Annotated in this window: 16 protein-coding genes; 6 read left to right on the forward strand and 10 right to left on the reverse strand. The window is 68.9% G+C overall.

The window, feature by feature from the left end:
- Nucleotides 1-59: 59 nt before the first annotated feature.
- The 3 genes from secD to JL101_RS11195 form a co-directional block, all read right to left on the reverse strand.
- Entirely contained in the window at nucleotides 60-2,594 is a 2,535-nt protein-coding gene (secD, locus tag JL101_RS11185; protein ID WP_203096009.1) for a protein translocase subunit SecD, read from the reverse strand.
- Between the two features lie 72 nt (nucleotides 2,595-2,666).
- Nucleotides 2,667-3,002 (reverse strand): hypothetical protein, encoded by a 336-nt coding sequence (locus JL101_RS11190; RefSeq protein WP_203095132.1) that lies wholly within the window; start codon nucleotides 3,000-3,002, stop codon nucleotides 2,667-2,669.
- A gap of 157 nt (nucleotides 3,003-3,159) precedes the next feature.
- Nucleotides 3,160-6,450 carry a DEAD/DEAH box helicase gene (locus tag JL101_RS11195; RefSeq protein WP_203095133.1) on the reverse strand — a complete coding sequence of 1,097 codons (3,291 nt, stop codon included), beginning with the start codon at nucleotides 6,448-6,450 and terminating at the stop codon, nucleotides 3,160-3,162.
- A 198-nt stretch (nucleotides 6,451-6,648) separates the two neighbouring features.
- On the opposite strand from JL101_RS11195, the gene JL101_RS11200 reads away from it, so the two are divergent.
- Nucleotides 6,649-8,115, forward strand: a complete 1,467-nt coding sequence (locus tag JL101_RS11200) for an MATE family efflux transporter (protein WP_203095134.1) — start codon at nucleotides 6,649-6,651, stop codon at nucleotides 8,113-8,115.
- Between the two features lie 6 nt (nucleotides 8,116-8,121).
- Here the strand turns inward: JL101_RS11200 and JL101_RS11205 are convergent, their stop codons facing one another.
- The 5 genes from JL101_RS11205 to JL101_RS11225 form a co-directional block, all read right to left on the reverse strand.
- Nucleotides 8,122-9,807: an adenylate/guanylate cyclase domain-containing protein gene (locus JL101_RS11205; protein WP_203095135.1), complete on the reverse strand. Its 1,686-nt coding sequence runs from the start codon at nucleotides 9,805-9,807 to the stop codon at nucleotides 8,122-8,124.
- Between the two features lie 118 nt (nucleotides 9,808-9,925).
- The gene (gene madM, locus JL101_RS11210; protein ID WP_203095136.1) at nucleotides 9,926-10,690 is read right to left on the reverse strand and encodes a malonate transporter subunit MadM; all 765 of its coding nucleotides are present in this window, start codon (nucleotides 10,688-10,690) and stop codon (nucleotides 9,926-9,928) included.
- Between the two features lie 6 nt (nucleotides 10,691-10,696).
- The gene (gene madL / locus JL101_RS11215) at nucleotides 10,697-11,101 is read right to left on the reverse strand and encodes a malonate transporter subunit MadL (RefSeq protein ID WP_203095137.1); all 405 of its coding nucleotides are present in this window, start codon (nucleotides 11,099-11,101) and stop codon (nucleotides 10,697-10,699) included.
- 48 nt (nucleotides 11,102-11,149) lie between these two features.
- Nucleotides 11,150-12,700: a malonate--CoA ligase gene (locus JL101_RS11220; protein ID WP_203095138.1), complete on the reverse strand. Its 1,551-nt coding sequence runs from the start codon at nucleotides 12,698-12,700 to the stop codon at nucleotides 11,150-11,152.
- Between the two features lie 4 nt (nucleotides 12,701-12,704).
- Nucleotides 12,705-14,102 (reverse strand): malonyl-CoA decarboxylase, encoded by a 1,398-nt coding sequence (locus JL101_RS11225; RefSeq protein ID WP_203095139.1) that lies wholly within the window; start codon nucleotides 14,100-14,102, stop codon nucleotides 12,705-12,707.
- A gap of 150 nt (nucleotides 14,103-14,252) precedes the next feature.
- Between JL101_RS11225 and JL101_RS11230 the strand changes: the two genes are divergently transcribed.
- Entirely contained in the window at nucleotides 14,253-14,939 is a 687-nt protein-coding gene (locus JL101_RS11230; protein ID WP_228435406.1) for a GntR family transcriptional regulator, read from the forward strand.
- 69 nt (nucleotides 14,940-15,008) lie between these two features.
- On the opposite strand, the gene JL101_RS11235 is transcribed toward JL101_RS11230, so the two are convergent.
- Nucleotides 15,009-15,743, reverse strand: a complete 735-nt coding sequence (locus JL101_RS11235) for a terminase small subunit (RefSeq protein ID WP_203095140.1) — start codon at nucleotides 15,741-15,743, stop codon at nucleotides 15,009-15,011.
- Nucleotides 15,744-15,948: 205 nt separating this feature from the next.
- Nucleotides 15,949-17,688 (reverse strand): allantoate amidohydrolase, encoded by a 1,740-nt coding sequence (locus JL101_RS11240; protein ID WP_203095141.1) that lies wholly within the window; start codon nucleotides 17,686-17,688, stop codon nucleotides 15,949-15,951.
- 223 nt (nucleotides 17,689-17,911) lie between these two features.
- Between JL101_RS11240 and uraH the strand changes: the two genes are divergently transcribed.
- From uraH to xdhC, 4 genes are read left to right on the forward strand one after another with little or no spacing between them, the layout of a single operon-like run.
- Nucleotides 17,912-18,295 carry a hydroxyisourate hydrolase gene (gene uraH / locus JL101_RS11245; RefSeq protein ID WP_203095142.1) on the forward strand — a complete coding sequence of 128 codons (384 nt, stop codon included), beginning with the start codon at nucleotides 17,912-17,914 and terminating at the stop codon, nucleotides 18,293-18,295.
- An 18-nt stretch (nucleotides 18,296-18,313) separates the two neighbouring features.
- Nucleotides 18,314-19,786 carry a xanthine dehydrogenase small subunit gene (gene xdhA / locus JL101_RS11250; protein WP_203095143.1) on the forward strand — a complete coding sequence of 491 codons (1,473 nt, stop codon included), beginning with the start codon at nucleotides 18,314-18,316 and terminating at the stop codon, nucleotides 19,784-19,786.
- Entirely contained in the window at nucleotides 19,779-22,121 is a 2,343-nt protein-coding gene (gene xdhB, locus JL101_RS11255) for a xanthine dehydrogenase molybdopterin binding subunit (RefSeq protein WP_203095144.1), read from the forward strand. The genes xdhA and xdhB overlap by 8 nt, the downstream gene beginning before the upstream one ends.
- Complete coding sequence (gene xdhC / locus JL101_RS11260; RefSeq protein ID WP_203095145.1) at nucleotides 22,118-22,957, forward strand: xanthine dehydrogenase accessory protein XdhC; 840 nt, start codon at nucleotides 22,118-22,120, stop codon at nucleotides 22,955-22,957. Before xdhB ends, xdhC begins: the two co-directional genes overlap by 4 nt.

Genomic DNA, 22,957 nt, shown 5'->3' on the forward strand with positions numbered 1-22,957 from the left:
TTCCCGGCCCCATGCCGGTGGAACCGATGAAACAGGCGAGCGGGAACAACGCTCCAGGATCACGGCGTGGTGGGAGTTCCTCCGACGAGGTCGGGGGTGGCCTCGGCCGTGCCCCGGCGAAGCCGGTGCTCGCCCAGATACAGCAGGATCGGCGCCGCGATGAAGATCGACGACGACGTCGCCAGCACCACGCCGAACAGCAGCACCAGCGCGAACTCCTGGAGCGCCTCGCCGCCGAACAGGGCCAGCGGAAGGGTCGCCAGGAAAAGGGCGACCGAGGTGCCGATGGTCCGGCTCAGCGTCTCGTTGATGCTCCGGTCGATAAGCTCGCCCAGGGGCATCTTGCGATACAATCTCAGGTTCTCCCGGACGCGGTCATAGACGACGACCTTGTCGTTGATCGAGTAGCCCATGATGGTCAGGATCGCCGCGATGGCCGTCAGGTTGAACTGCATGCCGGTCAGGGCGAAGAAGCCGATGGTCTTCGTCACGTCGAGCAGCATGGTGACCACGGCGCCGACGCCGAACTGCCATTCGAATCGGAACCAGATGTAGATCAGCATCGCGACGGCGGCCAAGCCGAGCGCCAGCATGCCCTGCTGGAACAGTTCGCCGCTGACCGACGCCCCCACGGATTCGACGCGCCGGATGGTGGTCCCCGGGAACTCCGAGATGAGCTTGTCCTGGACAGCCCTGACCGCCTGCTGCTGGGCCGCCTCGTTGCCGGGTTGCCGCTCGAAGCGGATCAGCACGTCGGTGGGTTGGCCGAACTGCTGGAGTTGGACGGGACCCAGGTTGAGCTGGGCGAGGCTTTCGCGAAGCTCGGGGAAGTCGGCTGGCTGCTCCGTCCGGACCTCGATCACGATGCCGCCCGCGAAGTCGACGCCGTAATTCAGCCCGGGCTTGAAGAACAGGCCGATCGAGGCGAGGCTCAACAGCACGGACAGGATGAGGCCCATCCGCTTGCCCCGCATGAACGGGATCTTCGTATCGTCGGGCGCCAGCCGGAACCGCGTGGCGATCGGAAGCACCTTGGGCCGGTTCCGCTTCAGCCAGGTGACCATCAGCAGGCGCGTCACGACCGTGGCGGTGAACATCGACGTGATGATGCCCAGGCTGATCGTGACGGCGAAGCCGCGGATCGTCCCGGTGCCGACCGCATAAAGCAGCACCATCTTGATCAGCGTCGTCAGGTTGCTGTCCGTGATGGTCGCGAAAGCGCGGGAGAAGCCGGTCTCCATCGCCGCGAAAGCCGAACGGCCTCGCCTGGTTTCCTCCCGGATACGCTCGTTGATCAGGATATTGGCGTCGACGGACATGCCCAGCGTCAGCAGGATGCCGGCGATGCCCGGAAGCGTCAGCGTCGCCTGGAGGAGCGACAATGCCGCCACGGTGAGGAACAGGTTGAAGATCAGGGCGATGTTGGCGAACACCCCGAACAGCCCGTAGGACATCACCATGTAGCCGACGACCAGCACGAAGCCGACGAGGCAGGCGATGATGCCGGCGCGGATCGAGTCGGCGCCCAGGTCAGGCCCGATCGTCCGTTCCTCGATGATCGTCAAGGGAGCCGGCAGCGCGCCGGCGCGCAGCAGCACGGCGAGGTCGTTGGCACCCTGGGTGGTGAAGTTGCCGCTGATCTGACCGCGACCGCCGGTGATCGGCTCGCGGATGACCGGTGCGCTGATGACCTTGCCGTCGAGCACGATGGCGAAGGGGCGGCCCACGTTCTGCTTGGTGATCTCGCCGAAACGGCGGGCACCCGGACCGTCGAACTCGAAATTGACCACCCAGCTTCCGCTGCGCTGGTCGTTGCCGGGACGGGCATCCAGCAGGCTGGCACCGTCCACCTCGACCTTGCGGCGCACCAGGTACTGCTGCCCGCGGGACGCAGGATCGACCGAGGGAAGCCACTGGGTTCCGGCGGGGGCGGGTGTGCCCGGCGCCACGGTCTGGTCGCCCAGCAGGTGAAAAGTCATCTTGGCGGTCTGGCCGAGCAGGCGCTTCACCCGGTCGGGGTCGGTCACGCCCGGCAGTTGGACAAGGATGCGGTTGGTCCCCTGGCGGGCGATCACCGGTTCGTTGACGCCGGTCTCGTCGATCCGTCGGCGAACGATCTCGATGGACTGCTCGACGGCCCGTGCCGCCCGGTCGCTGACCGCGGCGTCTGTGAAGTCCAGGCGGACACGCCCCCCTTCGGAGGAGAAGGTGAAATCCCGCTGCGGCGCGCCCGGCCCGGCTACCAGCAGGTCGGCGAGCGCGGCGCGCGCCGCCTCGGCCTGCCCGGCGTCGGGCAGGGTGAATGTGACGGACCGGTCACGTACCGCCAGGTCGGCGTAACGGATATCGGCGGTGCGCAGCGCCGTTCGGGTGCTGTCGAGCGCGCTTTCCAGGCGCTCGCGCACCACGGTGTCCATGTCGACTTCGAGCAGCAGGTAGGAGCCGCCCTGGAGGTCGAGGCCAAGGTTGACGCGTTGCTGAGCCATCCATCCCGGGAGAATACCCGCGGGGATGAAGTTGGGCAGCGTGAAGAGGACACCCAGCGCACAGATGGCCGAGATGATCCAGATCTTCGTCTTGGAGAAATGAAGCACGGATGACAACTTTCTCACGCCGGCATTCGGCATGATCCAGGCATTGCAGCGATGGTGGAGTCTTGAAGGCTGTCAGCCGGCGACGGGGGGGCCTGTGGGAATGCGTGGGCTTGCCCGGCCGATGCCCGGTGCCGGGATCGGTTCGGACGGGCGCACCGGGACCCGGACAAGGACCCCGGCCGCCATGAAGGCGATCGTCACCAGGATGGCGAAGACCGGTTCCGGCATCGGCGGGTCGCGCAGGGCCGTTCGGGAAGCCTCTACGAAGATCTGCCGGGGCAGGTAGAACTTTTCACCGGCACCGGTATCGCCGCCGCCCGAACCGGCGGCTCCGTCGAAGGGCGCGGAACTCCTCGCGGCGGCGATACCGGGCGCGGACGAGTACCCCGTCCAGCAGAAGGCCGACAACAGGCACAGCACCAGCGCCAGAGCGACGGCTCTGAAACCTTGGCCTGACGGAAATCGGCGTGCTCGGATCCCGGTCATCGAACTGAAGGCTGGAGGAGATCGGCGCAAGCTACACGTGCGGCGGAATGTCGGCCAGGATTATCTTGGTCAAGCCCGCTCATTCCTCCTCGTCGGCCTCCCCGAACAGGTAGTCGATGTCGCCGGTGCCGAGGGTGCTGAAGAGGGCGGTGCCCTCGATCGTCGCCGCGGCAAGGTTGTCCTTGCGGCGCTGGAGTTCGAGGATCCGCTCCTCCACCGTGTCGGCGGCGATCAGCTTGTAGACGAAGACCGGCTTGTCCTGCCCGATCCGGTGCGCCCGGTCGGTCGCCTGGTTCTCGGCCGCCGGGTTCCACCAGGGATCGTAATGGATCACCGTATCGGCGGCGGTCAGGTTCAGGCCGCGCCCGCCGGCCTTCAGGCTGATCAGGAACACCGGCACGTCGCCGCGCTGGAACCGTTCGACCGGCTCGTTTCGATCGCGGGTCGCCCCGGTGAGTTCGACGAAGGCGATGCCGGCCTTGCGGAGTTCCGGCTTGATCAGTTCCAGCATCGAGGTGAACTGCGAGAAGATCAGGATGCGGCGTCCTTCCGGCACCATCTCGCCGACCATCTCGATCAGGCTGCTCAGCTTGGCGCTTTCCCCCACGGCAGCGGCCGCCGGGATCTTGACCAGACGGGGGTCGCAGCAGACCTGGCGCAGCTTCAGCAGCGCGTCGATCACCGTGATGGCATTGGCGGACAGGCCGCTGTTGGCGATCGCCGTCCGGACCTTCTCGTGGACGGAAAGGCGGATCGTCTCGTACAGGTCGCGCTGCTCCTGGTCCAGTTCGATATGCCGGATCACCTCGGTCTTGGGCGGCAGTTCCTTCGCCACCTCCGACTTGGTCCGGCGTAGCAGGAACGGCCGGGTCCGGCGCAGCAGCAGGCCGGCGCGCGTCGCATCGCCGCGCTTCTCGATCGGCGTCCGGAACCGCTTCTGGAAGTCCTTACGGTCACCGAGCAGCCCGGGCATGAGGAACGCGAACTGGGCCCACAGTTCGCCCAGGTTGTTCTCGACCGGCGTGCCCGACAGGCACAGCCTGTGCTTCGCCCTGAGGGCGCAGACGGCGCGGGTGGAACGGGAATCCGGGTTCTTGATCGCCTGCGCCTCGTCCAGCACGACCAGATGCCAGGAACACTCCGTCATCTGGTCCATGTCGCGGGCGACCACACCGTAGGTGGTGATCACGATCTGGGCCGACGCGATCTCGGATCGGCGCTCGTGCCGGTCGAGGCCGTGAAGCACCAGCGTGCGGAGGTGCGGCGTGAAGCGCTTCGCCTCGTTGACCCAGTTCGGCACCAGGCTGGTCGGGACCACCACCAGGCATGGGTCCTCCAGCCGGCCGCTCTCGTGCTCCAGGGCGATGTGGGCCAGCGTCTGCGCGGTCTTGCCCAGGCCCATGTCGTCGGCCAGGATGCCGGCGACCTTGTTGGCCGCGAGGCGCTGGAGCCAGGCGAGGCCGGTGCGCTGATAGTCCCGCAGGTCGCCGCGGAAGCTGGCCGGCGCCTTCACCTCGGGGAGGGTCTCGTCCTCGCCCAGCTTGCGCAGGAACGCCTCGATCTGGGCGCTTTCGTCGGGCCGGCGGGATACCAGGTCGTCGATGTCGACCAGCAGGTCCGCCTCGCCGATCGGCACCTGCAGTTTCTCCTCGAACCGCCGCCCGGTCTCCAGCATGGCTTCCAGCACGCTGAACAGCCGCTTGATCCTGTCGGCCGGAACGGCGAGCACGCTGCCGTCCTCCAGCATGACATGGGCCTGCCCGTCGATCACCCGCATCGCGGCCATGCCGCCCCGGTCGATCAGCCGGGCGAGGATGGGCAGCAGGAAACGGCGCTGCCCCTCGATCTCGACGCCGACCTCCATGTCGAACCAGCCTTCGCCGGCGTCGCGCACGGTGATCGCGACGTCGCCGGCGGATTCGACCATGCGGGTGCCGAAGTCGGAGCCGATATGGATGGTCCAGCCCTCGGCCTCCAGCGCCGGCATCTGGGTGGTGAAGAACGCCCGCCACGCGGCGTCGGGGTCCTTGCCGGTCATGCGGTGAACCCGCGTGCCGCGGTCGTCCAGCGATCCCTTCGGCGGGTCGATCCGAAGCTGGGCGAACCCGATGCGGGCGAGACGCGCCATGGCCTCTTGCTCGGCAGCCTTGTCGCGGCGCGCGAACACGGGAGACCCGTCGGGCGTCTCGATCCGGGCGAACTGGCGCTGGTCGTCGGCCTCGATCTCCGCCGACTGCCCGGGATCGCCGTAATCGAACGACAGCCGCAGGATGTCGATCATGCCCTCGCCGGCCGACACCACGCGGCCGAGGCGGGCCGTGATCCTGGGGCTGCGCTCGACGATGACGGCGGGGTCGGAGCGGGTGGGGCGGGACGGAGCGTCGGACGGCACCATCCGGGGCGCCGGGGTTCGCTGGGCCGACCGGCGAGCCACGATGCGGGGCTTCTGGGGCTCCGGCTTCGCAGGGGGCGTCGGCGTCGCAGCTTTCGGCATGGTCACGATCTGGAGATCGACCGCGCAGATCTGCCCGGCGCCGGGGTCGACGCACCAGTGGCCCAGGCCCTTGATCAGGGCTCCCCCCTCCGGCAGGCCGGTCGGCCTCACCGTCCCGGTCCGCGGGTCGCGGAAGGCGCGCACCACGCGCTTGGGACCGGCGACCAGGGAGGCGCCGCTGTGCCACCGCACCCGCCCGGTCGCCAGCAGGCAGCGGAGCAGCTTGTCGACCGCATCGGCCTTGCCCTTGGGTACCGGGGTGCGAACCAGCGCTCCGGCACCCAGCAGGCGGGCGACCGTCCGGTCAGGCCCGGCCTGCTCGATCCCGGCGGCGTGGTCGACGACCTGACGCGGAGTGGCGGGCCGTTCGGGGCCGCCGCCGACCGTCAGGGTGGCGGTCACGTAGAGGGCGTTCTCGCCCTGGCCCGGTTCCAACGTCCAGTAGGCCAGCGGTATCCCGGTGGGAGTCCCTGTGGGGGCAGGCTCCGGCGCCGGCTGCGCCTTGGGCGCGGGGCCCCGGTCCAGGAAGGACGACTGCACCGGCCGCCGCCACTCCGGCCGGCTGTCGAGCGCCAGGAGCGCCGCGGCCGCCATGTGCGCGCAGGTGGAGCGTCCGCAGGTGCAGGTCCGCTCCAGGCTGACGCGCTGGTTGCGATGCGACGGCACCACCATCACCGTATGGGTCCGGCCCAGGTCCGTCACCGTCGCGGCGATGTGCTCCCGGGCAGGCAGAAGCCGCGCAGCGCCGGCGAGCAGGAGCCCGCGGGCACGCTGAAGGGTTTTCTGGTCGAAGACGCGGGATACGTCCTCTTCGGCAAAGGGAACCGGGGCGCCGGCAGGCGATGAAGCCCGCGCAGTGTGGTTGACCAGTGGCATGAATCTTTTTGCTGGATGTTACGGAGGCGTCGGATCTCAAGAGAGGGCGAAGGACGGAGCATACCTATTTTTGGCCGCCATTGCCACACACCTCTGTCTCGGCATATCAGCAGAGACCGATCACGACAGGTTACGCGAAACGGTATAGCTTGCTTTTCCGGCATATTGCCGATCCTTGCACAACGAAGGACAGGATCCATGGCCGCCGCTTCCGGCAAAGGTCAGGCCCAGGCGGCCAAGTTCACGTCGGGATCGCCGTTGCGTCACGTCGTGGTGATGACGACCACCGGTTCGGTCGGCCTCATGGCTGTCTTCGCGGTCGATCTGGCGAACCTGTTCTACATCTCCATGCTTGGCGTCCGGGAATTGGCCGCGGCGGTCGGATTTGCCGGGACGATCCTGTTCTTCCAGATCTCGCTGTGCATCGGCCTGACCATCGGCACCGGCGCCATCGTCGCCCGGGCGATCGGCTCCGGCGACCGGGATGAGGCCCGCCGGCTCGCCGGCTCCAGCCTCGTCGTGATGCTGGCGGTGACCCTGGCCGTCGGCACGCTGACGGTCCCGTTCCTCGATCTCATCCTGTCGGCCCTCGGAGCCCAGGGGGAGACCAAACGGTTCGCCGAAACCTACCTGACGATCGTCTCGCCGACCATGCCGCTGCTCGGCGTCGGCATGTGCTGCTCGGCGCTGCTGCGGGCCGTCGGGGATGCCCGGCGGTCCATGAACGTGACCCTGTTCGCTGGCGCGGCGACGGCCGTGCTGGACCCGATCCTGATCTTCGGCTTCGACCTCGACCTGATGGGGGCCGCGATCGCGGCGCTGCTGTCCCGCTGCGTCCTGGTCGCGATCGGGTGGCACGGCGCGTCCACGGTCCACGGGCTGGTCGGGCGCCCCTCGATGGTGGCGCTCCCGCGGGATGCCCGTGCGCTGTTCCGGGTCGCGGGGCCGGCGATCCTGACCAATGTCGCTACCCCCGTCGCCTCGGCCTACGTGACCTTCTCCATGGCGAGGTTCGGCGACGCGGCGGTGGCCGGGCTGGCGATCGTCGACCGGGTCGTGCCGGTCGCGTTCGGCGTGATCTTCGCCCTGAGCGGCGCGGTCGGGCCGATCTTCGCCCAGAACCTGGGCGCCCGCATCTTCGGGCGCATCCGCGAGACCCTGCGGGCCAGCCTGACCGTGATGCTGACCTATGTCACGGCGGTCTGGTTCGTCCTGTTCCTGGGCCAGGACCTGCTCGTCCAGGCCTTCTCGGTCGAGGGCGTGGCGGCGGACATCGTGCGCCTGTTCTGCACGCTGACCGCCGGCGGGTTCCTGTTCATCGGCTGCCTGTTCGTCGCCAACGCGGCCTTCAACAACCTGGGATTCCCGCTGCTGTCCACCGGCTTCAACTGGGGCCGGGCCACCCTGGGCACGATTCCCTTCGTCACCCTGGGCGCCTGGGCGGGAGGCGCCCAGGGGATCGTGATCGGCCAGGCGGCCGGCGCCCTCGTCTTCGGTCTGGCCGCCGTGGTCGTCGCTTTCCGGGTGGTCGGCCGGCTGAAGGACGACCGGCTCGGACCCGAGCCGGCGCCCGAATGGCCCGAGGCGCCGGCCCAGCCCGTCTCGTCGGGCAAGGCGGCGCTCGCGACCCTCGCCGCGCCCCGTCCGGCCGCGGGCGAGGACTGACGGGCGTCAGGCGACGGGCAACGCCCCCAATGTGCCGGCCGAGCGGATCAGCCGAACCTCCAGCGTCGCCTTCCGGCCGCGGACGGGGACGAACTGCAGGGGGTGCCGACCCAGGTCGATGCCGGCCCGTGCCTCGACCTCGCGGCTGACCACCAGCTCGACCTCGTTGTCCTTGGCGATCTGTTCCAGCCGGGAGGTGGTGTTGACCGGGTCGCCGATCGCGGTGAAGGAGCGGGCGCGGCCGTAGCCCATCTCGCCCAGGATCACCGTTCCGGCATGGATGCCGATGGCGACGCGCAGCGGGTTGGGCAGGTCGTGTTCCAGGTCGCGGTTGAGGCGGTCGATGCGCTCGGCGATGGCTCGGGCCGTCGCGAGCGCGTCGTTCGCAGCCCTGACGGGATCGTCGTCGATGCCGAACAGCGCCATCATGCCGTCGCCGATGAATTTGTCGATATGGCCGTTGTTGCTCTCGACCGCCTGCCCGACGGCCTCGAAATAGCGGTTCAGGACGAAGACGACGTCGTAGGGCAGCCGCGCCTCCGACAGGCTGGTGAAGCCGCGGAGGTCGGCGAACAGGATCACGATCTCCCGCTCCTGGCCCTCCAGGTGGGTGGAAGGCTGGAGCGCCAGCTCGGGCGTCGAGGCCGGCGGCATCAGCGGACGCACCGTCAGGCTGTGCTTCGGCCTGACCATGCAGGCGAGGCGGACGTCGGCCGCCGCGCCGATCCGGGTCAGCACCCGCTGTTCGGCGGAGGAGGGCGGCGGCAGCCGGTCGCGCCCCTGTCCGACGCTGACGCGGCAGGTCGAGCAGCGGCCCCGTCCGCCGCAGACGGAAGCGTGCGGAACGCCGTAGGCCCGGCTCATCTCCAGGATGCTGGCGCCGGGAAGGAGGGTTACGGTCGGACCGTCCGCGTAATTGAGCGTCATCGTCCCGAACCGTGACGACAGCAGGTTGCGGACACCCCGGGCGAACAAGGTGGCCGCGATCAGCGCCGCGAAGCCGTAGCGGAAGAACAGGGCCGTCTTGCCGACGAAGGCGCCCGAGGTCGGCCCGGGGACCTGCGCCGCCTTGAGGATTTCGGCGATCGCGGCGCCGTCCGCCGTCTCGACCAGCAGTGCCCGTCCCGACACGACGAAGCCCAGCAGCGCCAGGGTCGGGACCAGCACCGCCAGGGTGAAGAGCCCGGGCGCCACCGACCGGTACCAGGGCCGCAGCCGCAGCCAGAAATGCAGCCCGACGCAGCCATGGACCCAGGAGATGATCATGACCGTGCTTTGCAGGATGCCCAGGTGGGGCGCCAGCCGCCAGTAGGTCAGCTGGACCAGGGCGTAGCTGGGCTGCACGCCGTAGAGTTCGGCAACCGCCCGCGTGCCCAGCACGTGCTCGATCAGCAGGAACGGGATGGCGAGCCCGAGCAGAAGCTGCATCAGCTGCCAAGCCGGCATCCGCATCACCCGCCGGTCGTACAGCGACCAGAGCGCATGGAGGGTATGGACGACCGCCGCCGTCAGGACGACGATCCAACCGCCGGCGAACTGCCAGGAGAGCAGGAAGCGCCAGCGGTCCATCGCCTCGAGCGAGACGAGGCCCAGCGAGTGGTTCAGCATGTGCATCAGCACATAGGCGAACAGCACGAGTCCCGAGAGCGTACGCAGTTGCTGGAAGCGGCGGCTTCCGGAGAGAGTGGGCATCGGGAACTTCGAACTGATCGTTGGTGCGGCGCAGGAGCTTAACAGAACTGGTCCCGGATCGTGCTTTGACCAGAGGCACGATCCGGGGCATCGGTGTCAAGCCGCTTTGGCCCCGCCGTCAGCCGACCAGGGCGCGCGTCGCGATGAACAGCACCGACGGCGCCATCAGGCATCCCAGCCCGGTGTAGAAGGTCGCCGTCATGGCGCCGTAGGGGACCAGCTTCGGATCGGTCGCGGCGAGGCCGCCGGCGACACCGCTGGTGGTTCCCATCAGCCCGCCGAACACCATGGCCGAGCGCGGATTGTCCAGCCCGATGCTCTTGGCGACGAAGGGCGTCCCGATCATGACCAGGATCGACTTGATCAGGCCGGCGGCGATGCTGAGCGCCATCACGTCGGAGCTGGCGCCGAGGGCGGCGCCCGTCACGGGGCCGACGATGTAGGTCACCGCTCCGGCCCCGATGGTCGCCATGCTGACCGCGTCGGAATAGCCGAAGGCCATGGCGACGGCGGCGCCGACCACGAAGGAGACGATGATTCCGGCGAACAGCGCCACGACGCCGCTGAGGCCGGCCTTCCGGATCTCGCCGAAGCTGACGCCGAAGGCGGTCGCGATGATCGCGAAGTCGCGCAGCATGGCGCCTCCCATCAGGCCGATGCCGGCCAGCAGGGGCACGTCGGCGATGCCTTTGTTTCCGCCGGTCATGATCCCGCCGAAATAGGCCGCGACCAGCCCGAGGATGATGGCGACGGCGGACCCGTGCAGCCAGCCCCGGGTCAGCTTGGCCGAAAGCCAGTAGGAGATCCAGATGGTGGCGCCGACCACCGCGAAGGCGGTGACGAGGCCGTTCTTGACGAGGATATCGCCCAGGGTCTCAAGCATGGCCGATCACTCCCCGCCCTTGACCGCCACGGGGTCGGCCCGTCCGGCCTTCTCGCGCGGCTGGCCGATCCGGGTGATCACCGGGACCAGCGCGAAGCTGACGACCACCGCCAGGGTGCCCGCCAGAACCGCCGCCGGCCCGCCCTTGAGGGCGGCGACCACGTTCTGCTGGGCCGCCATGGCGACGACGATGGGGATGTAGATGGCGCTCCAGAAGCCGATGCCCTGCTGGCACCACTGGTCCAGCCGGAAATCCTTCTTGAGGTAGTCGGTCGCCAGGATCAGCAGGAGCATCGCGATGCCGACGCCGCCGACATTGGCCTGGACGCCGATCGCCATGCCGAGAAGTTCGCCGATCACCATGCCCACGAGCATGCAGATCGACAGGAGTGCAACTCCGTAGATGACCATTTGAACGTTTCCTCGGATTCAATCTGGGTTCTTGCTTCGAAGCCCGGATCAGCCCGTCTTGGCGCGGGCGTAGAGATCCTTATTGGCGTCGCGCAGCAGGTTCTTCTGCACCTTGCCCATGGTGTTGCGGGGCAGTTCGTCGACGAAGAGGACTCGCTTCGGCTGCTTGTACTTGGCGAGCCGGCCTTCGAGGGCCTGGAGGACCGCGCGCTCGTCGATGTCCGCGCCCGGCCTGCGGACGACCAGGGCCGTCACGCCTTCGCCGAAGTCGGCATGGGGAACGCCGATCACGGCGCTTTCGACCACGCCCGGCAGCGCGTCGATCTCGACCTCGACCTCCTTGGGATAGACGTTGTAGCCGCCCGTGATGACGAGGTCCTTGCCGCGACCGACGATATGGACGTAGCCGCTCCCGTCGATCTTGCCCAGGTCGCCGGTGATGAAGAACCCGTCCGGCCGGAACTCGGCCGCCGTTTTCTCCGGCATGCGCCAGTAGCCTTTGAACACGTTGGGTCCCTTGACCTCGATCATGCCGATCTCGCCGCCGGGCAGGGGCCGCCCGCTGTCGGGTTCCGTCACGCGGACGGTGATGCCGGGCAGGGCGGGACCGACCGTCCCGGCGATCCGGTCGCCGTCATAGGGATTGGAGGTGTTCATGTTGGTTTCGGTCATGCCGTACCGCTCCAGGATGCGGTGGCCGGTCCGCTCGGCCCAGGCGTCATGGGTTTCGGCCAGCAGGGGGGCCGAGCCGGAGACGAACAGGCGCATGTGGGAGACGGCGTCGCGGGTCAGTCCCGGATGTTGGAGCAGGCGGACATAGAAGGTCGGAACACCCATCATGACCGTCGCGCGCGGCATCAGCCGGAGCATCGTGTCGGCGTCGAACCGCGACACGAAGATCAGCGAGGAGCCGGCCATCAGGGTGACGTTGGTGGCGACGAACAGGCCGTGGGTGTGGAAGATCGGAAGCGCGTGGAGCAGCACGTCGTCCGGCGAGAACCGCCAGGACCCGGCGAGGGTCAGCGCGTTCGACGCGAGGTTGTCGTGGCTGAGCATCGCGCCCTTGGAGCGGCCGGTCGTCCCCGAGGTATAGAGGATCGCCGCGAGATCGTCGGGGCCGCGCTCCACGTCGGTGAAGCCGGTCCCGCACGCGGCGGCACCGTCCATCAGCGATCCGGTCCCGTCGGTGCCCAGCGTCTCGACCGCCGCCACGCCCTTCGACCGGGCCAGAGGCTCCAGGGCCTCCCTGGCGGAAGGGGCGCAGACGACGACGCGCGGTTCCGCGTCGCCCAGGAAGTAATCCAGCTCGGTCAGGGTATAGGCGGTGTTGAGCGGCAGATAGACGGCGCCGGCGCGCAGGCAGGCGAGATACAGGACGATGGCCTCCGCGCTCTTTTCCAGCTGGACCGCGACCCGGTCGCCGGGTTGGACGCCGCGCCGGATCAGCAGGTTCGCCATGCGCGACGACAGCGCCACCGCGTCGCCGTACGTCATCACCCGGGAGGGGCTTCCGGATTCTTCGACGGCGGGCGTTTCGATGAAGGTCCGGTCATCGGCCGGCATGCGGTCGCGCATCAGCGCGAACAGATGGTTTGGCATCGCTCTAACCTTTACCTGCGGGAACTTTCGTTTGGGCCTTGCCGGCCTGCTTCTGCGGTTGCGTGTCGGCGCGCAGCAGCTTGCGGACCGCGCTGGAGGCGACGACCTCGCCCTGGGCCGCGAACCGCTCGTGGTTGGTCTCGATATCGTCGAGCTTGTACAAGTAGTTGACCATCAGCCCGTGGGCTTGGCGGAGGCCGCGCTCCGACAGGTCGCCCAGGGAGTTCAGGCGCTCCAGCCGGGCGCCGTTGCCCAGGTGGAACTTGGCGACCGGATCGACCGGCTTGCCCGACGGCGACTTCGCCTTGAGCAGATAGCAGGCGGCGGCGGGGGTCAGCACCGCCTGGACCTTGTCGCGGACGGCGGGATCGGTGTGCCAGCCCGGGCGGTCGAGCGCCTCCAGCGTGGATCTGTCATCGGAGGTCAGCATCGTCGAAGCCCCGTCCGCCCGTTCGCGCGCCAGCCAGCCGGCGAAACCCGGGACCGGGGACAGGGTGACGAAGGTCGTCAGGCCGGGCAGCTCCCGCTTCAGGTCCTCGACCACCTGCTTGATCAGGAAGTTGCCGAAGGAGACCCCGCGGAGTCCTTCCTGGCAGTTCGAGATCGAATAGAAGACCGCGGTGGTCGCTTCGTCCGCCGGGATCGGCTGGCGATCCTCGGCCAGCAGGGTTCCGATGGCCGACGGAATGTCCTTGGACAGCGCTACCTGGACGAAGATCAGCGGCTCGTCGACCAACTGCGGATGGAAGAAGCCGAAGCAGCGGCGGTCGGTCGGCTCCAGCCGGCGGCGCAGGTCGTTCCAGTCCCGGATCGTATGGACCGCCTCGTAGCGGATGATCTTCTCCAGGATGTTGGCCGGCGTCGTCCAGTCGATCCGGCGCAGCACCAGGAAGCCCCGGTTGAACCAGGACGAGAACAGGTGGACGAAGTCGGCGTCCAGCGCGGCGAGATCCGGGTGGCTGCCGAGATGGCGGGTCAGTTCCTCCCGGATGCGGACCAGCGCCTCCGTCCCGCACGGCGCCAGGTTCAGGCGGCGGATCACCTCCTGCCGCCGTGGCTCCGCCGCCTTGTGCAGGGCCAGGATGGTTTTGGCGTCCCCCGACGCATGGTAGCCCTCGATCGCGCGCTCCAGCCTGGCCTTGTCGGGGCCGAAACGTTCCGCCAGCAGGATGAGGAAGGCGCGGCGCGCGTCCGAGTCCAGCTTTCGCCAATGGGCCAGGATCTCGCCTGCCAGCGCCACGCCGGATGCCTCGCCCCGCCCGCTGAGCAGCGCCTCGCACAGGGTGGCGAGATCGGCGGGCGACACGGGGCCGCCGGTGGAGCCGCTGCGGCCGAGCAGCGACCGGCCACGATCCGCGATCGAGACCATCAGGTCGCCAAGGAAGGAAGTGCTCGTGTTCATGGAGCGGGCCTCATCAGCTTTGCTGGCATTCGCATGGTTCTTCCTCCACACAGGGGTCTTGTATGCGATCGGCGCCGGTGTGCATTATGAAGCGCGATCCTGTAGACAAAGTCAACAGGTCTTGTATACAAGAATGAGGTTTATGTGGACATGACTGGGCGAGACCCGGACGAACCACCGCTCAAGCTGAGGGACCGGATCGAAAACGAAATCCTGACCGGTGCCATGCCGCCGGGGTACCGGCTGGACGAAACGACCCTGGCTGCGCGGTTCGGCGTCTCGCGGACACCGGTCCGCGAGGCCCTGTTCCAACTGGCGTCGGCGGGCCTGATCGAGATCCGACCGCGCCGGGGCGCGATCGTCACGGAGGTCGGGCCGGAGCGTCTGGTCCAGATGTTCGAAGTGATGGCGGGCCTGGAGGGAATGGCCGGTCGGCTCGCCGCGCGGCGCCAGACCGACGCCGACCGCCGGAACCTGATGGAAACCCACGAGGCGTGCCGGCGCGCGGCGGAGACCGCCGACACCGATGCCTACTATTATGAGAACGAGCGGTTCCACCACGCGATCTACGTGGCGAGCCACAATGCCTTCCTGATCGAGCAGTGCGCGGCCCTTCACCGCCGCCTGAAGCCATACCGGCGCATCCAGCTCCAGGTCATGAACCGGGTCGCGAGTTCGCTCGCCGAGCACGAGGCCGTGGTGGACGCCATCGTGAAGATGGACGGCGACCGGGCGGAGCGCCTGCTTCGGGACCACATCATGATCCAGGGCGACCGCTTCTCCGACCTGATGGCATCCTTGGCCGAGCGGACCCCGGAGCGGTCGAAGGGCGCCTAGTTGACGCAGGGTGTCGGCGTTCGCCCTGACGGGCGAAGGCCCAGTTACGGCACTGGGAGCGGACCGGGCTCAGGCGGCGATTCCGCCTTCCACCTGACCGATGCGCGCGGCGAGTTCGGTCCAGGACAGGCCGGCGATCTCGTCGGGCAGGTCGTCCAGCAGGTCGGCGGGGAGATCCGCCAGGAATTCGGGAGGGAGAGCGGCCGCGAAGGCTTCGATCAGGTTCGCGGGCAGTCCGGAAGCCGGAGGGGCGGCGGGGTCACCATCGGGAACCGGCGAAAGGTCATCCTTGGTCACTGCCGGAGTATCGGACGCGGTCTCGGGGGCTGGAGGCTCGGGGGTTTGGGTCTCGGGGACCTGGGAAGCGGGGGCGGGCGGGACGGCGTCCATCCACTCCTTCGGGTCGGGGACCATGTCCTGGACATCGGCGTCAGGCGACCGGCTCTCGCCGTGGAAGTGGTGGGCGATCCGGCGGTCCTGGACGACGCCGAGCAGCTTGAGCTGGAACTCCACGGCGCGCATGGCGATGCCCGGCTTCTTCGCTTCCACGGCGTGGGCGATGATCGTCTCCATCACCTCCGCGGCGCGGTCGAGGCGGGACCGATGGAACGCCCGCCGTTCGGCGCGGAGCGCGTCGATGCGGATGCGGATCTCCTCCCGGCCCAGCAGGAAATGGCCGCGCTGCTTCGCCCCCCGGGGCGAGTAGCCGGCCCGCCGGGCCGCCTCCGCCGCCGACGCGCCGGCGGCGATCTCCTCGCAGAAGAGTTCCTGTCGGATGGCGAGCTGGGGCGCGGGGGCGGTCATGGCGGCACGCTTTCGGTAGCGGTTGGGTTTAAGGAAAAATATCCTACACCCTTCCGCTGCGTCAAGCTTTTTAGCTACGGGCGCCCTGAGTTGACGAAGGAATCGGTCCGAGCACGAAGATAAAGGGAAGAGGATGCCGCTGGAAAGCGTTCCTATGGTTAATAAGCAACAACCGTGCCGGACAGCTGTGGATCGTACCAGGGCTTCATTTGTGCTGAGCCGGGAAATCGCGGATGAACTCGAGGAGGACGCGGACGGTCAGGTCGGCGTCCTCCACGGTGATGGATTCGGCGGGATTGTGGCTGATGCCGCCCCGGCAACGGGTGAAGAGCATGCCGACCGGGCAGAGGGATGCGATCGCCATCGCGTCGTGGCCGGCGCCGCTGGGGAGACGGCGGGCGTGCAGGCCGCAACGTTCGACCGCTGCGGACAACCGGTCGATCAGCGCCGGGGCGCAGGCCGTCGCGGGGGCGTCGTGGGTCTTCCCGATCGAGAGGGTCAGGGCGCGGCGGGCGGCGATGGCGGCGAAATCGTCGGCGATGGCTTCCATCGCCGCGAGACGCACGGTGTCGTCCGGGGAACGGATGTCGATCGTGAAGATGGCCTCGCCGGGGATCACGTTCACGGCGCCGGGCCTGGCCTCGATCCGGCCGACCGTCGCTACGAGGTCCGGGATCGCCCGGGCTCGGCGTTCGACGGACAGGATCATCTCGGCGGCCCCCGCGACGGCGTCGCGTCGAAGGGACATGGGAACGGTGCCGGCGTGCCCCGCCGTCCCGCCGACCGTCACCGCATAGCGGGAGGCGCCGTTGATCCCGGTGACGATGCCGACGCCGAGGTTCTCGGCCTCAAGCACCGGACCCTGCTCGATGTGCGCCTCGACATAGGCCAGGATGTCGGCGGGGTCGCGCGCGGCCGACGCGATGGCATCGGGATCGCCGCCGAAGGCGCGCAGGGCGTCGGCATAGCCGATGCCGTCGGCATCGACCGCGTCGAGGGCGGCGGGATCGAAGCGGCCGGCGAGGGCGCGGCTGCCGGTCAGGGTAATCGGGAAGCGGACGCCTTCCTCGTCGCCGAAGCCGACGACCTCGATCGCGAAGGGCAGGCGTTCGCCGCGCCGGTGCAGTTCGGAAACGGCGGCGACGCCGGCCAGGACGCCCAGGTTGCCGTCATACCTGCCGGCGTTGCGCACGGTGTCGATGTGGGAGCCGATCAGGAGTGCCGGCAGGCCGGGCCGGGTTCCTTCGTAGCGGCCGACCACGTTGCCGGCCGGGTCGATCCGGGCCGCCATGCCGGCCTCGGCCATCCAGGCCATGAGCCGGTCGGCGGCGGCGCGGTGCTCGGGTGTCAGGAACAGCCGGGTCAGGGCGCCGGGTTCCGCTGAGATGGCGGCGAACCGGTCGAGGCGGTCCATCAGCGTCCTGCCGAGCGCCGGACCCAACTGATGGAGGCGGAGGAGGGCGATGCGCTCGACCTGGGCCAGGGCGGTCTCGAATTCCTGCTCGGGCGTGTTGTCGATCCGATGCTCGAAGGCTTCGAGGATGTCCGCGCGGGTCAGCCCCCGGACGGCGATGATGAAGGGGAAGCCGAACTTCTCCTTGTAGGAGTCGTTGAGGACCTGAAGGCGCTCGAACTCTTCCGGCGTGCAGCGGTCGAGACCGGCGCCGGCCTGTTCCGAGGCGGAGTCGGCCGTCAGCCCGCCGGCGACGGCGAGCTTGCCGGCGAGGTCCGGATGCGCCCGGAGAAGGGCCAGCTGGCGGTCCCGGCCGGCGGCGCGAACCGCGGCGCACATCCCGGCATGGAGCGCCGGTATGTCGGCGAAGGCGATGGCGGGATCGGCGGCGAGAGCTGTCTCCGCCACCCAGGGCGAATGCTCGAACACGCCGCCGAAACGGGTCACGAAATCGGTGGCGGCCCTGTCGGCCGGCGCGGCCTCCGTTGGCATGGCGGTTGCGAGACCCTTCGAACTATCCGGAGACATTTGCACCCTTCCACCAATAGGATCGTGGCGTCAAACTAATGCCATGCCCGTGGCGTGACCTTCCTGAAAGTTTTGAAACTCTTTCCGCCCAAGGGACGTCGACGGCGGAGACGGAGTGATGAAAGAATAATTTAGGAAACTCCGCAAAGCGATAACAAGTCGAAAACAGGCGAGCAAGGAGAGACACATGGCGACGACTTCACGAACGGCGGCGAGCGGAGGACGCCTCACCACCCATGTCCTCGATACCATGCACGGAACGCCGGCGGCGGGGATGGCGGTGACGCTGTTCCGGATCGACGGCGACAGGCGGGAGAAGATCACCGAGGCCAAGACGAACACCGACGGCCGTTGCGATGAGCCGTTGCTGTCCGGCGATCAGATGCGGGCCGGGATCTACGAGCTGGTGTTCGAGGTGGACGCCTATTTCCGGAAGATCGCGGTAGACCTGCCGGACCCGCCGTTCCTGGACGGCATTCCGCTGCGCTTCGGGATCGCGGATGCGGGTGCCCACTACCATGTGCCGCTGCTGGTCAGCCCGTTCGCCTATTCGACCTATCGCGGAAGCTGACGCGAGGAGAGACGTAGCATGCGCGATTGCGTAAGGTTTCTGCTGGGCGACCGGCTGATCGAGATCCGGGAGGTCGATCCGACCCTGACGGTCCTGGACTGGCTGCGGCTGGACCAGCGCAAGGTCGGCACCAAGGAAGGCTGCGCGGAAGGCGACTGCGGCGCCTGCACGGTGGTGGTCGGGCGGCTGGAGGACGGCCAAGTCCGGTACGAGGCGGTGAACGCCTGCATCCGCTTCGTCGCGACGCTGGACGGCTGCCAGGTGCTGACGGTCGAGCACCTGAAGGGAGCGGACGGGTCGCTCCATCCGGTGCAGCAGGCCCTGGTGGATTGCCACGGGTCGCAGTGCGGTTTCTGCACGCCCGGCTTCGTCATGTCCATGTTCGCGCTGTACAAGGGCGAGGAGGCTCCGGACGGGGCCGCGGTGGACGACGCGCTGGCCGGCAACCTGTGCCGCTGCACGGGATACGCGCCCATCGTCGCGGCGAGCGAGCGGATGTACGCGCTGGGAGCGCCGGCGGCGGACCGCTTCGCGGCGGAGGCCGCGGCCATGGCGGAGCGGCTGGCAGGCTTGCAGGACGACGAGACCCTGCGCGTCGGCAAGGGCGGGCGGCTGTTCCATGCCCCGGCGACGCTGGAGGCTTTCGCCGACCTGCTGGCCGAGCATCCGGATGCCCGCATCGTCTCGGGGGCGACCGACGTCGGGCTCTGGGTCACCAAGTTCCAGCGGGTGCTGGACGTCGTGATCTACACGGGACGCATCCGGGGTTTCCGGGAGATCCGGGACACCGGCACCGCGCTGGAGATCTCGGCCGGAGCCACCTATACCGACATCAAGGATCCGGTCGGGGCGCTCTATCCCGATTTCGGCGAGCTGATCCGGCGGATCGGGGCCGTGCAGGTCCGGAACGTCGGCACGATCGGCGGCAACATCGCCAACGGCTCGCCGATCGGCGACACGCCGCCGGCCCTGATCGCGGCCGGCGCCACGCTGGTGCTGCGGTCGAAGGACGGCCGGCGGTCGATGCCGATCGAGGACTTCTTCATCGACTACGGCAAGCAGGACCGGCGGGCGGGAGAGTTCGTCGAGGCCGTCGTCCTGCCCAAACCCGCGCCGGGTGCGCGGTTCCGTGCCTACAAGATCACCAAGCGGTTCGACCAGGACATCTCGGCGGTGTGCGCCTGCTTCTCGGTCAGGATCGACGGCGGCACGGTGGCGGAGGCCAGGATCGCCTATGGCGGGATGGCCGCGACCCCGAAGCGGGCGGTCGAGGCCGAGAGGGCGCTTGTCGGAAAGCCCTGGAGCGAGGCGACCGTGCGCGACGCCATGGCGGCGCTGAGCCGGGATTTCACCCCGCTGACCGATTGGCGGGCCAGCGCGTCCTATCGCATGACCGTGGGGGCCAATCTGCTGATGAAGCTCTATGTGGAAACCACCGACCCCGGCGCGGATACGCGCCTGGTCGGCGACCGGAGGCTGGTCCATGCCTGATTCAACGGAGGCGGGTCACGTCGAGCGCATTTCCGGTGCCGTGCATTCCGACCGGCGGCACGACAGCGCCCACAAGCACGTGACCGGCGAGGCCGTCTATGTCGACGATATCCGGGAACCCTCGGGGCTGCTGAACGTCTATCTCGGCCTGAGCGACCGGCCCCATGCGCGGCTGGTGTCGCTGGACCTGTCGGCGGTGAGGGCGGCACCGGGGGTGGTCGAGGTCGTCACGGCGGCCGACGTGCCGGGCGTCAACGACGTGAGCTGCATGGGGCGGCACGACGAGCCGCTGTTCGCTGACGACCTGATCGAGTACGCGGGCCAGCCGCTGTTCGCGGTGGCGGCGGAAACCCGGGAGCAGGCGCGCCGGGCGGCGCGGCTCGCGGTCGCGACCTACGAGGACCTGGAGCCGGTACTGACCCTGGACCAGGCGCGGGAGCGCGGAACCGTGGTCTTCCCGCCCATGACGCTGAAGCGGGGCGAGGCGGAGGCGGCGATCGCGGAGGCACCCCGCCGTCTGGAAGGCCGGATCGTCATCGGCGGCCAGGACCATTTCTACCTGGAGGGCCAGATCGCCATGGCCGTCCCCGGGGAGGACGACGAGGTGCTGGTCCATTGCTCGACCCAGCACCCCAGCGAGGTCCAGCACATCGTCGCCCACGTGCTGAACGTGCCGGCCAACGCGGTGGCGGTCGAGGTCCGGCGCATGGGCGGGGCGTTCGGGGGCAAGGAGACTCAGGCCAACCTGTTCGCGGCGACGGCGGCCGTGGTGGCGAAGAAGACGGGGCGGGCTGCCAAGCTTCGGCCGGACCGCGACGACGACATGGTGATCACCGGCAAGCGCCACGACTTCGAGGTGGACTACCGCGTCGGGTTCGACGACGACGGGCGGATCCGGGGCGTCGAGTTCCTGTTCGCGGCGCGCTGCGGGTTCGCCGCCGACCTGTCCGGGCCGGTGACAGACCGTGCCCTGTTCCACTGCGACAACACCTATTTCTACGAAGCAGTCACGGCCAAGTCGCTGCCACTGAAGACCAACACGGTGTCCAACACGGCATTCCGCGGGTTCGGCGGACCCCAGGGGATGGTCGCGGCGGAACGGGTGATCGAGGAGGTCGCCTATGCCGTGGGCAAGGACCCGCTGGAGATCCGCAAGCTGAACTTCTACGGCGGCGAGGGCCGGGACCTGACGCCCTATCACCAGACCGTGGAAGACAACATCGCGCCGGAGATCGTTTCGGCGCTGGAGGATCGGTCGGACTACCGGGCGCGGCGCGACGCGATCCGGGCGCACAACGCCAGGGGCGGCTGGCTGCGGAAGGGCATCGCGCTGACGCCGGTCAAGTTCGGCATCTCCTTCACCGCGACCCAGTACAACCAGGCCGGGGCGCTGGTCCATGTCTATACCGACGGCACCGTCCACCTGAACCACGGCGGGACCGAGATGGGGCAGGGGCTTTACGTGAAGGTCGCCCAGGTCGTCGCCGAGGAGTTCCAGATCGATATCGAGAAGGTCCGCGTCACGGCGACCACGACCGGCAAGGTGCCCAACACCTCGGCCACCGCGGCGTCGTCGGGGGCGGACCTGAACGGCAAGGCGGCGCAGAACGCGGCGGCAACGATCAAGGAACGGCTGATCGGCTTCGCGGTGGAGAACTGGGGCGTGCCCCGCGAGCAGGTGGTGTTCCTGCCCAACCGGGTGCGGATCGGCAACCAGGAGATCCCGTTCGGCGACCTGGTGCGGACGGCCTACATGGCGCGCATCCAATTGTCCTCCACCGGATTCTACAAGACGCCGGAGATCCACTGGGACCGGGCGGCCGGGCGGGGCAAGCCGTTCTATTACTTCTCCTATGGCGCCGCGGCGGCGGAAGTGACCGTCGATACGCTGACCGGGGAGTACAGGGTCGACCGGGTCGATATCCTGCACGACGTCGGGCAGTCGCTGAACCCGGCGCTGGACCGCGGCCAGGTCGAGGGCGGCTTCGTGCAGGGCATGGGCTGGCTGACCATGGAGGAGCTGTGGTGGGACAAGCGGGGGCATTTGCGGACCCACGCACCCAGCACCTACAAGATCCCGGCCTGCAGCGACCGGCCGCGTATCTTCAACGTCCACCTGCTGGAGAACGCGCGGAACCGGAAGGACACGATCTACCGCTCCAAGGCGGTCGGGGAGCCGCCCTTCATGCTGGGCATGTCGGTGCTCCACGCGATCTCCGACGCGGTGGCGAGCGTCGGCGACTACGCGGCCTGCCCGAGGATCGACCCGCCGGCCACCCCGGAGAAGGTGCTGGCGGCGATCGAGGCCCTGCGGGCGGGAAAGCGGCCGGCATGAGCGGGCTGGCGCCGGCGCTGAAGGCCATGCTGGCGCGTGGCGAACGCGCGGCGCTGGTGACGGTGGCCGGGGCGCGGGGCTCCACCCCGCGCGAGCCGGGCGCGCGGATGCTGGTCGGACCGGCGGCCACGGCCGGGACGATCGGCGGCGGCCGGCTGGAGTGGGACGCGATCGCCCGGGCCAGGGCCCTGGCAGGGCCGGAGGAGGTGATCGAGGTGCCGCTGGGTCCCGCGATCGGCCAGTGCTGCGGCGGCCACGTGACGCTTCGGCTGGAGCAGGCCGACGCGGCGGTGCTGGCGCGGCTCCAGGCCGAGGAAGCGGACGCCGCCGCCAGGCTGCCCCGGGTGCTGCTGTTCGGCGCCGGCCACGTGGGCAAGGCGATCGCGTCGGCGCTGGCGCCGCTGCCGCTGGACGTGCTGTGGATCGACGGGCGGGCGGAGGAGTTTCCGGATGCCATGCCGGGGGCCAACGTACGCCGGGTCGTCACGGAATCACCGCTCGACATGGTGGCCGAGGCGCCGCCGGGGGCCTGCTACCTGGTGCTGACGCACCTGCACGCCCTGGACTACCAGATCACGCAAGCGGTGCTGAGACGCGGGGACTTCGCCTATGCCGGCCTGATCGGCTCGGCGACCAAGCGGCGGCGGTTCGAGCGGACCTTCATCGCCCACGGTGGCGCCGCCGGCGTGCTGGACCGGCTGACCTGCCCGATCGGGTCCGCCCTGCACCGCGACAAGCGACCGGAGGTGATCGCGGCGCTGGTCGCCGCTGAACTCTTGATAACGACCGCCGAAGCGTCCAAAGAGGCATCAGAACCCGCGAACGCCGAGGCATAG

This window comes from Skermanella rosea (genome assembly GCF_016806835.2).
Taxonomy (GTDB): Bacteria; Pseudomonadota; Alphaproteobacteria; order Azospirillales; family Azospirillaceae; genus Skermanella; species Skermanella rosea.

Coding starts and splice junctions, on each gene's coding strand:
- JL101_RS11195 (WP_203095133.1), bottom strand. CDS start 6,450: ATGCCACTGGTCAACCACACTGCGCGGGCTTCATCGCCTGCCGGCGCC.
- JL101_RS11200 (WP_203095134.1), top strand. CDS start 6,649: ATGGCCGCCGCTTCCGGCAAAGGTCAGGCCCAGGCGGCCAAGTTCACG.
- JL101_RS11205 (WP_203095135.1), bottom strand. CDS start 9,807: ATGCCCACTCTCTCCGGAAGCCGCCGCTTCCAGCAACTGCGTACGCTC.
- madM (WP_203095136.1), bottom strand. CDS start 10,690: ATGCTTGAGACCCTGGGCGATATCCTCGTCAAGAACGGCCTCGTCACC.
- madL (WP_203095137.1), bottom strand. CDS start 11,101: ATGGTCATCTACGGAGTTGCACTCCTGTCGATCTGCATGCTCGTGGGC.
- JL101_RS11220 (WP_203095138.1), bottom strand. CDS start 12,700: ATGCCAAACCATCTGTTCGCGCTGATGCGCGACCGCATGCCGGCCGAT.
- JL101_RS11225 (WP_203095139.1), bottom strand. CDS start 14,102: ATGAACACGAGCACTTCCTTCCTTGGCGACCTGATGGTCTCGATCGCG.
- JL101_RS11230 (WP_228435406.1), top strand. CDS start 14,253: ATGACTGGGCGAGACCCGGACGAACCACCGCTCAAGCTGAGGGACCGG.
- JL101_RS11235 (WP_203095140.1), bottom strand. CDS start 15,743: ATGACCGCCCCCGCGCCCCAGCTCGCCATCCGACAGGAACTCTTCTGC.
- JL101_RS11240 (WP_203095141.1), bottom strand. CDS start 17,688: ATGCCAACGGAGGCCGCGCCGGCCGACAGGGCCGCCACCGATTTCGTG.
- uraH (WP_203095142.1), top strand. CDS start 17,912: ATGGCGACGACTTCACGAACGGCGGCGAGCGGAGGACGCCTCACCACC.
- xdhA (WP_203095143.1), top strand. CDS start 18,314: ATGCGCGATTGCGTAAGGTTTCTGCTGGGCGACCGGCTGATCGAGATC.
- xdhB (WP_203095144.1), top strand. CDS start 19,779: ATGCCTGATTCAACGGAGGCGGGTCACGTCGAGCGCATTTCCGGTGCC.
- xdhC (WP_203095145.1), top strand. CDS start 22,118: ATGAGCGGGCTGGCGCCGGCGCTGAAGGCCATGCTGGCGCGTGGCGAA.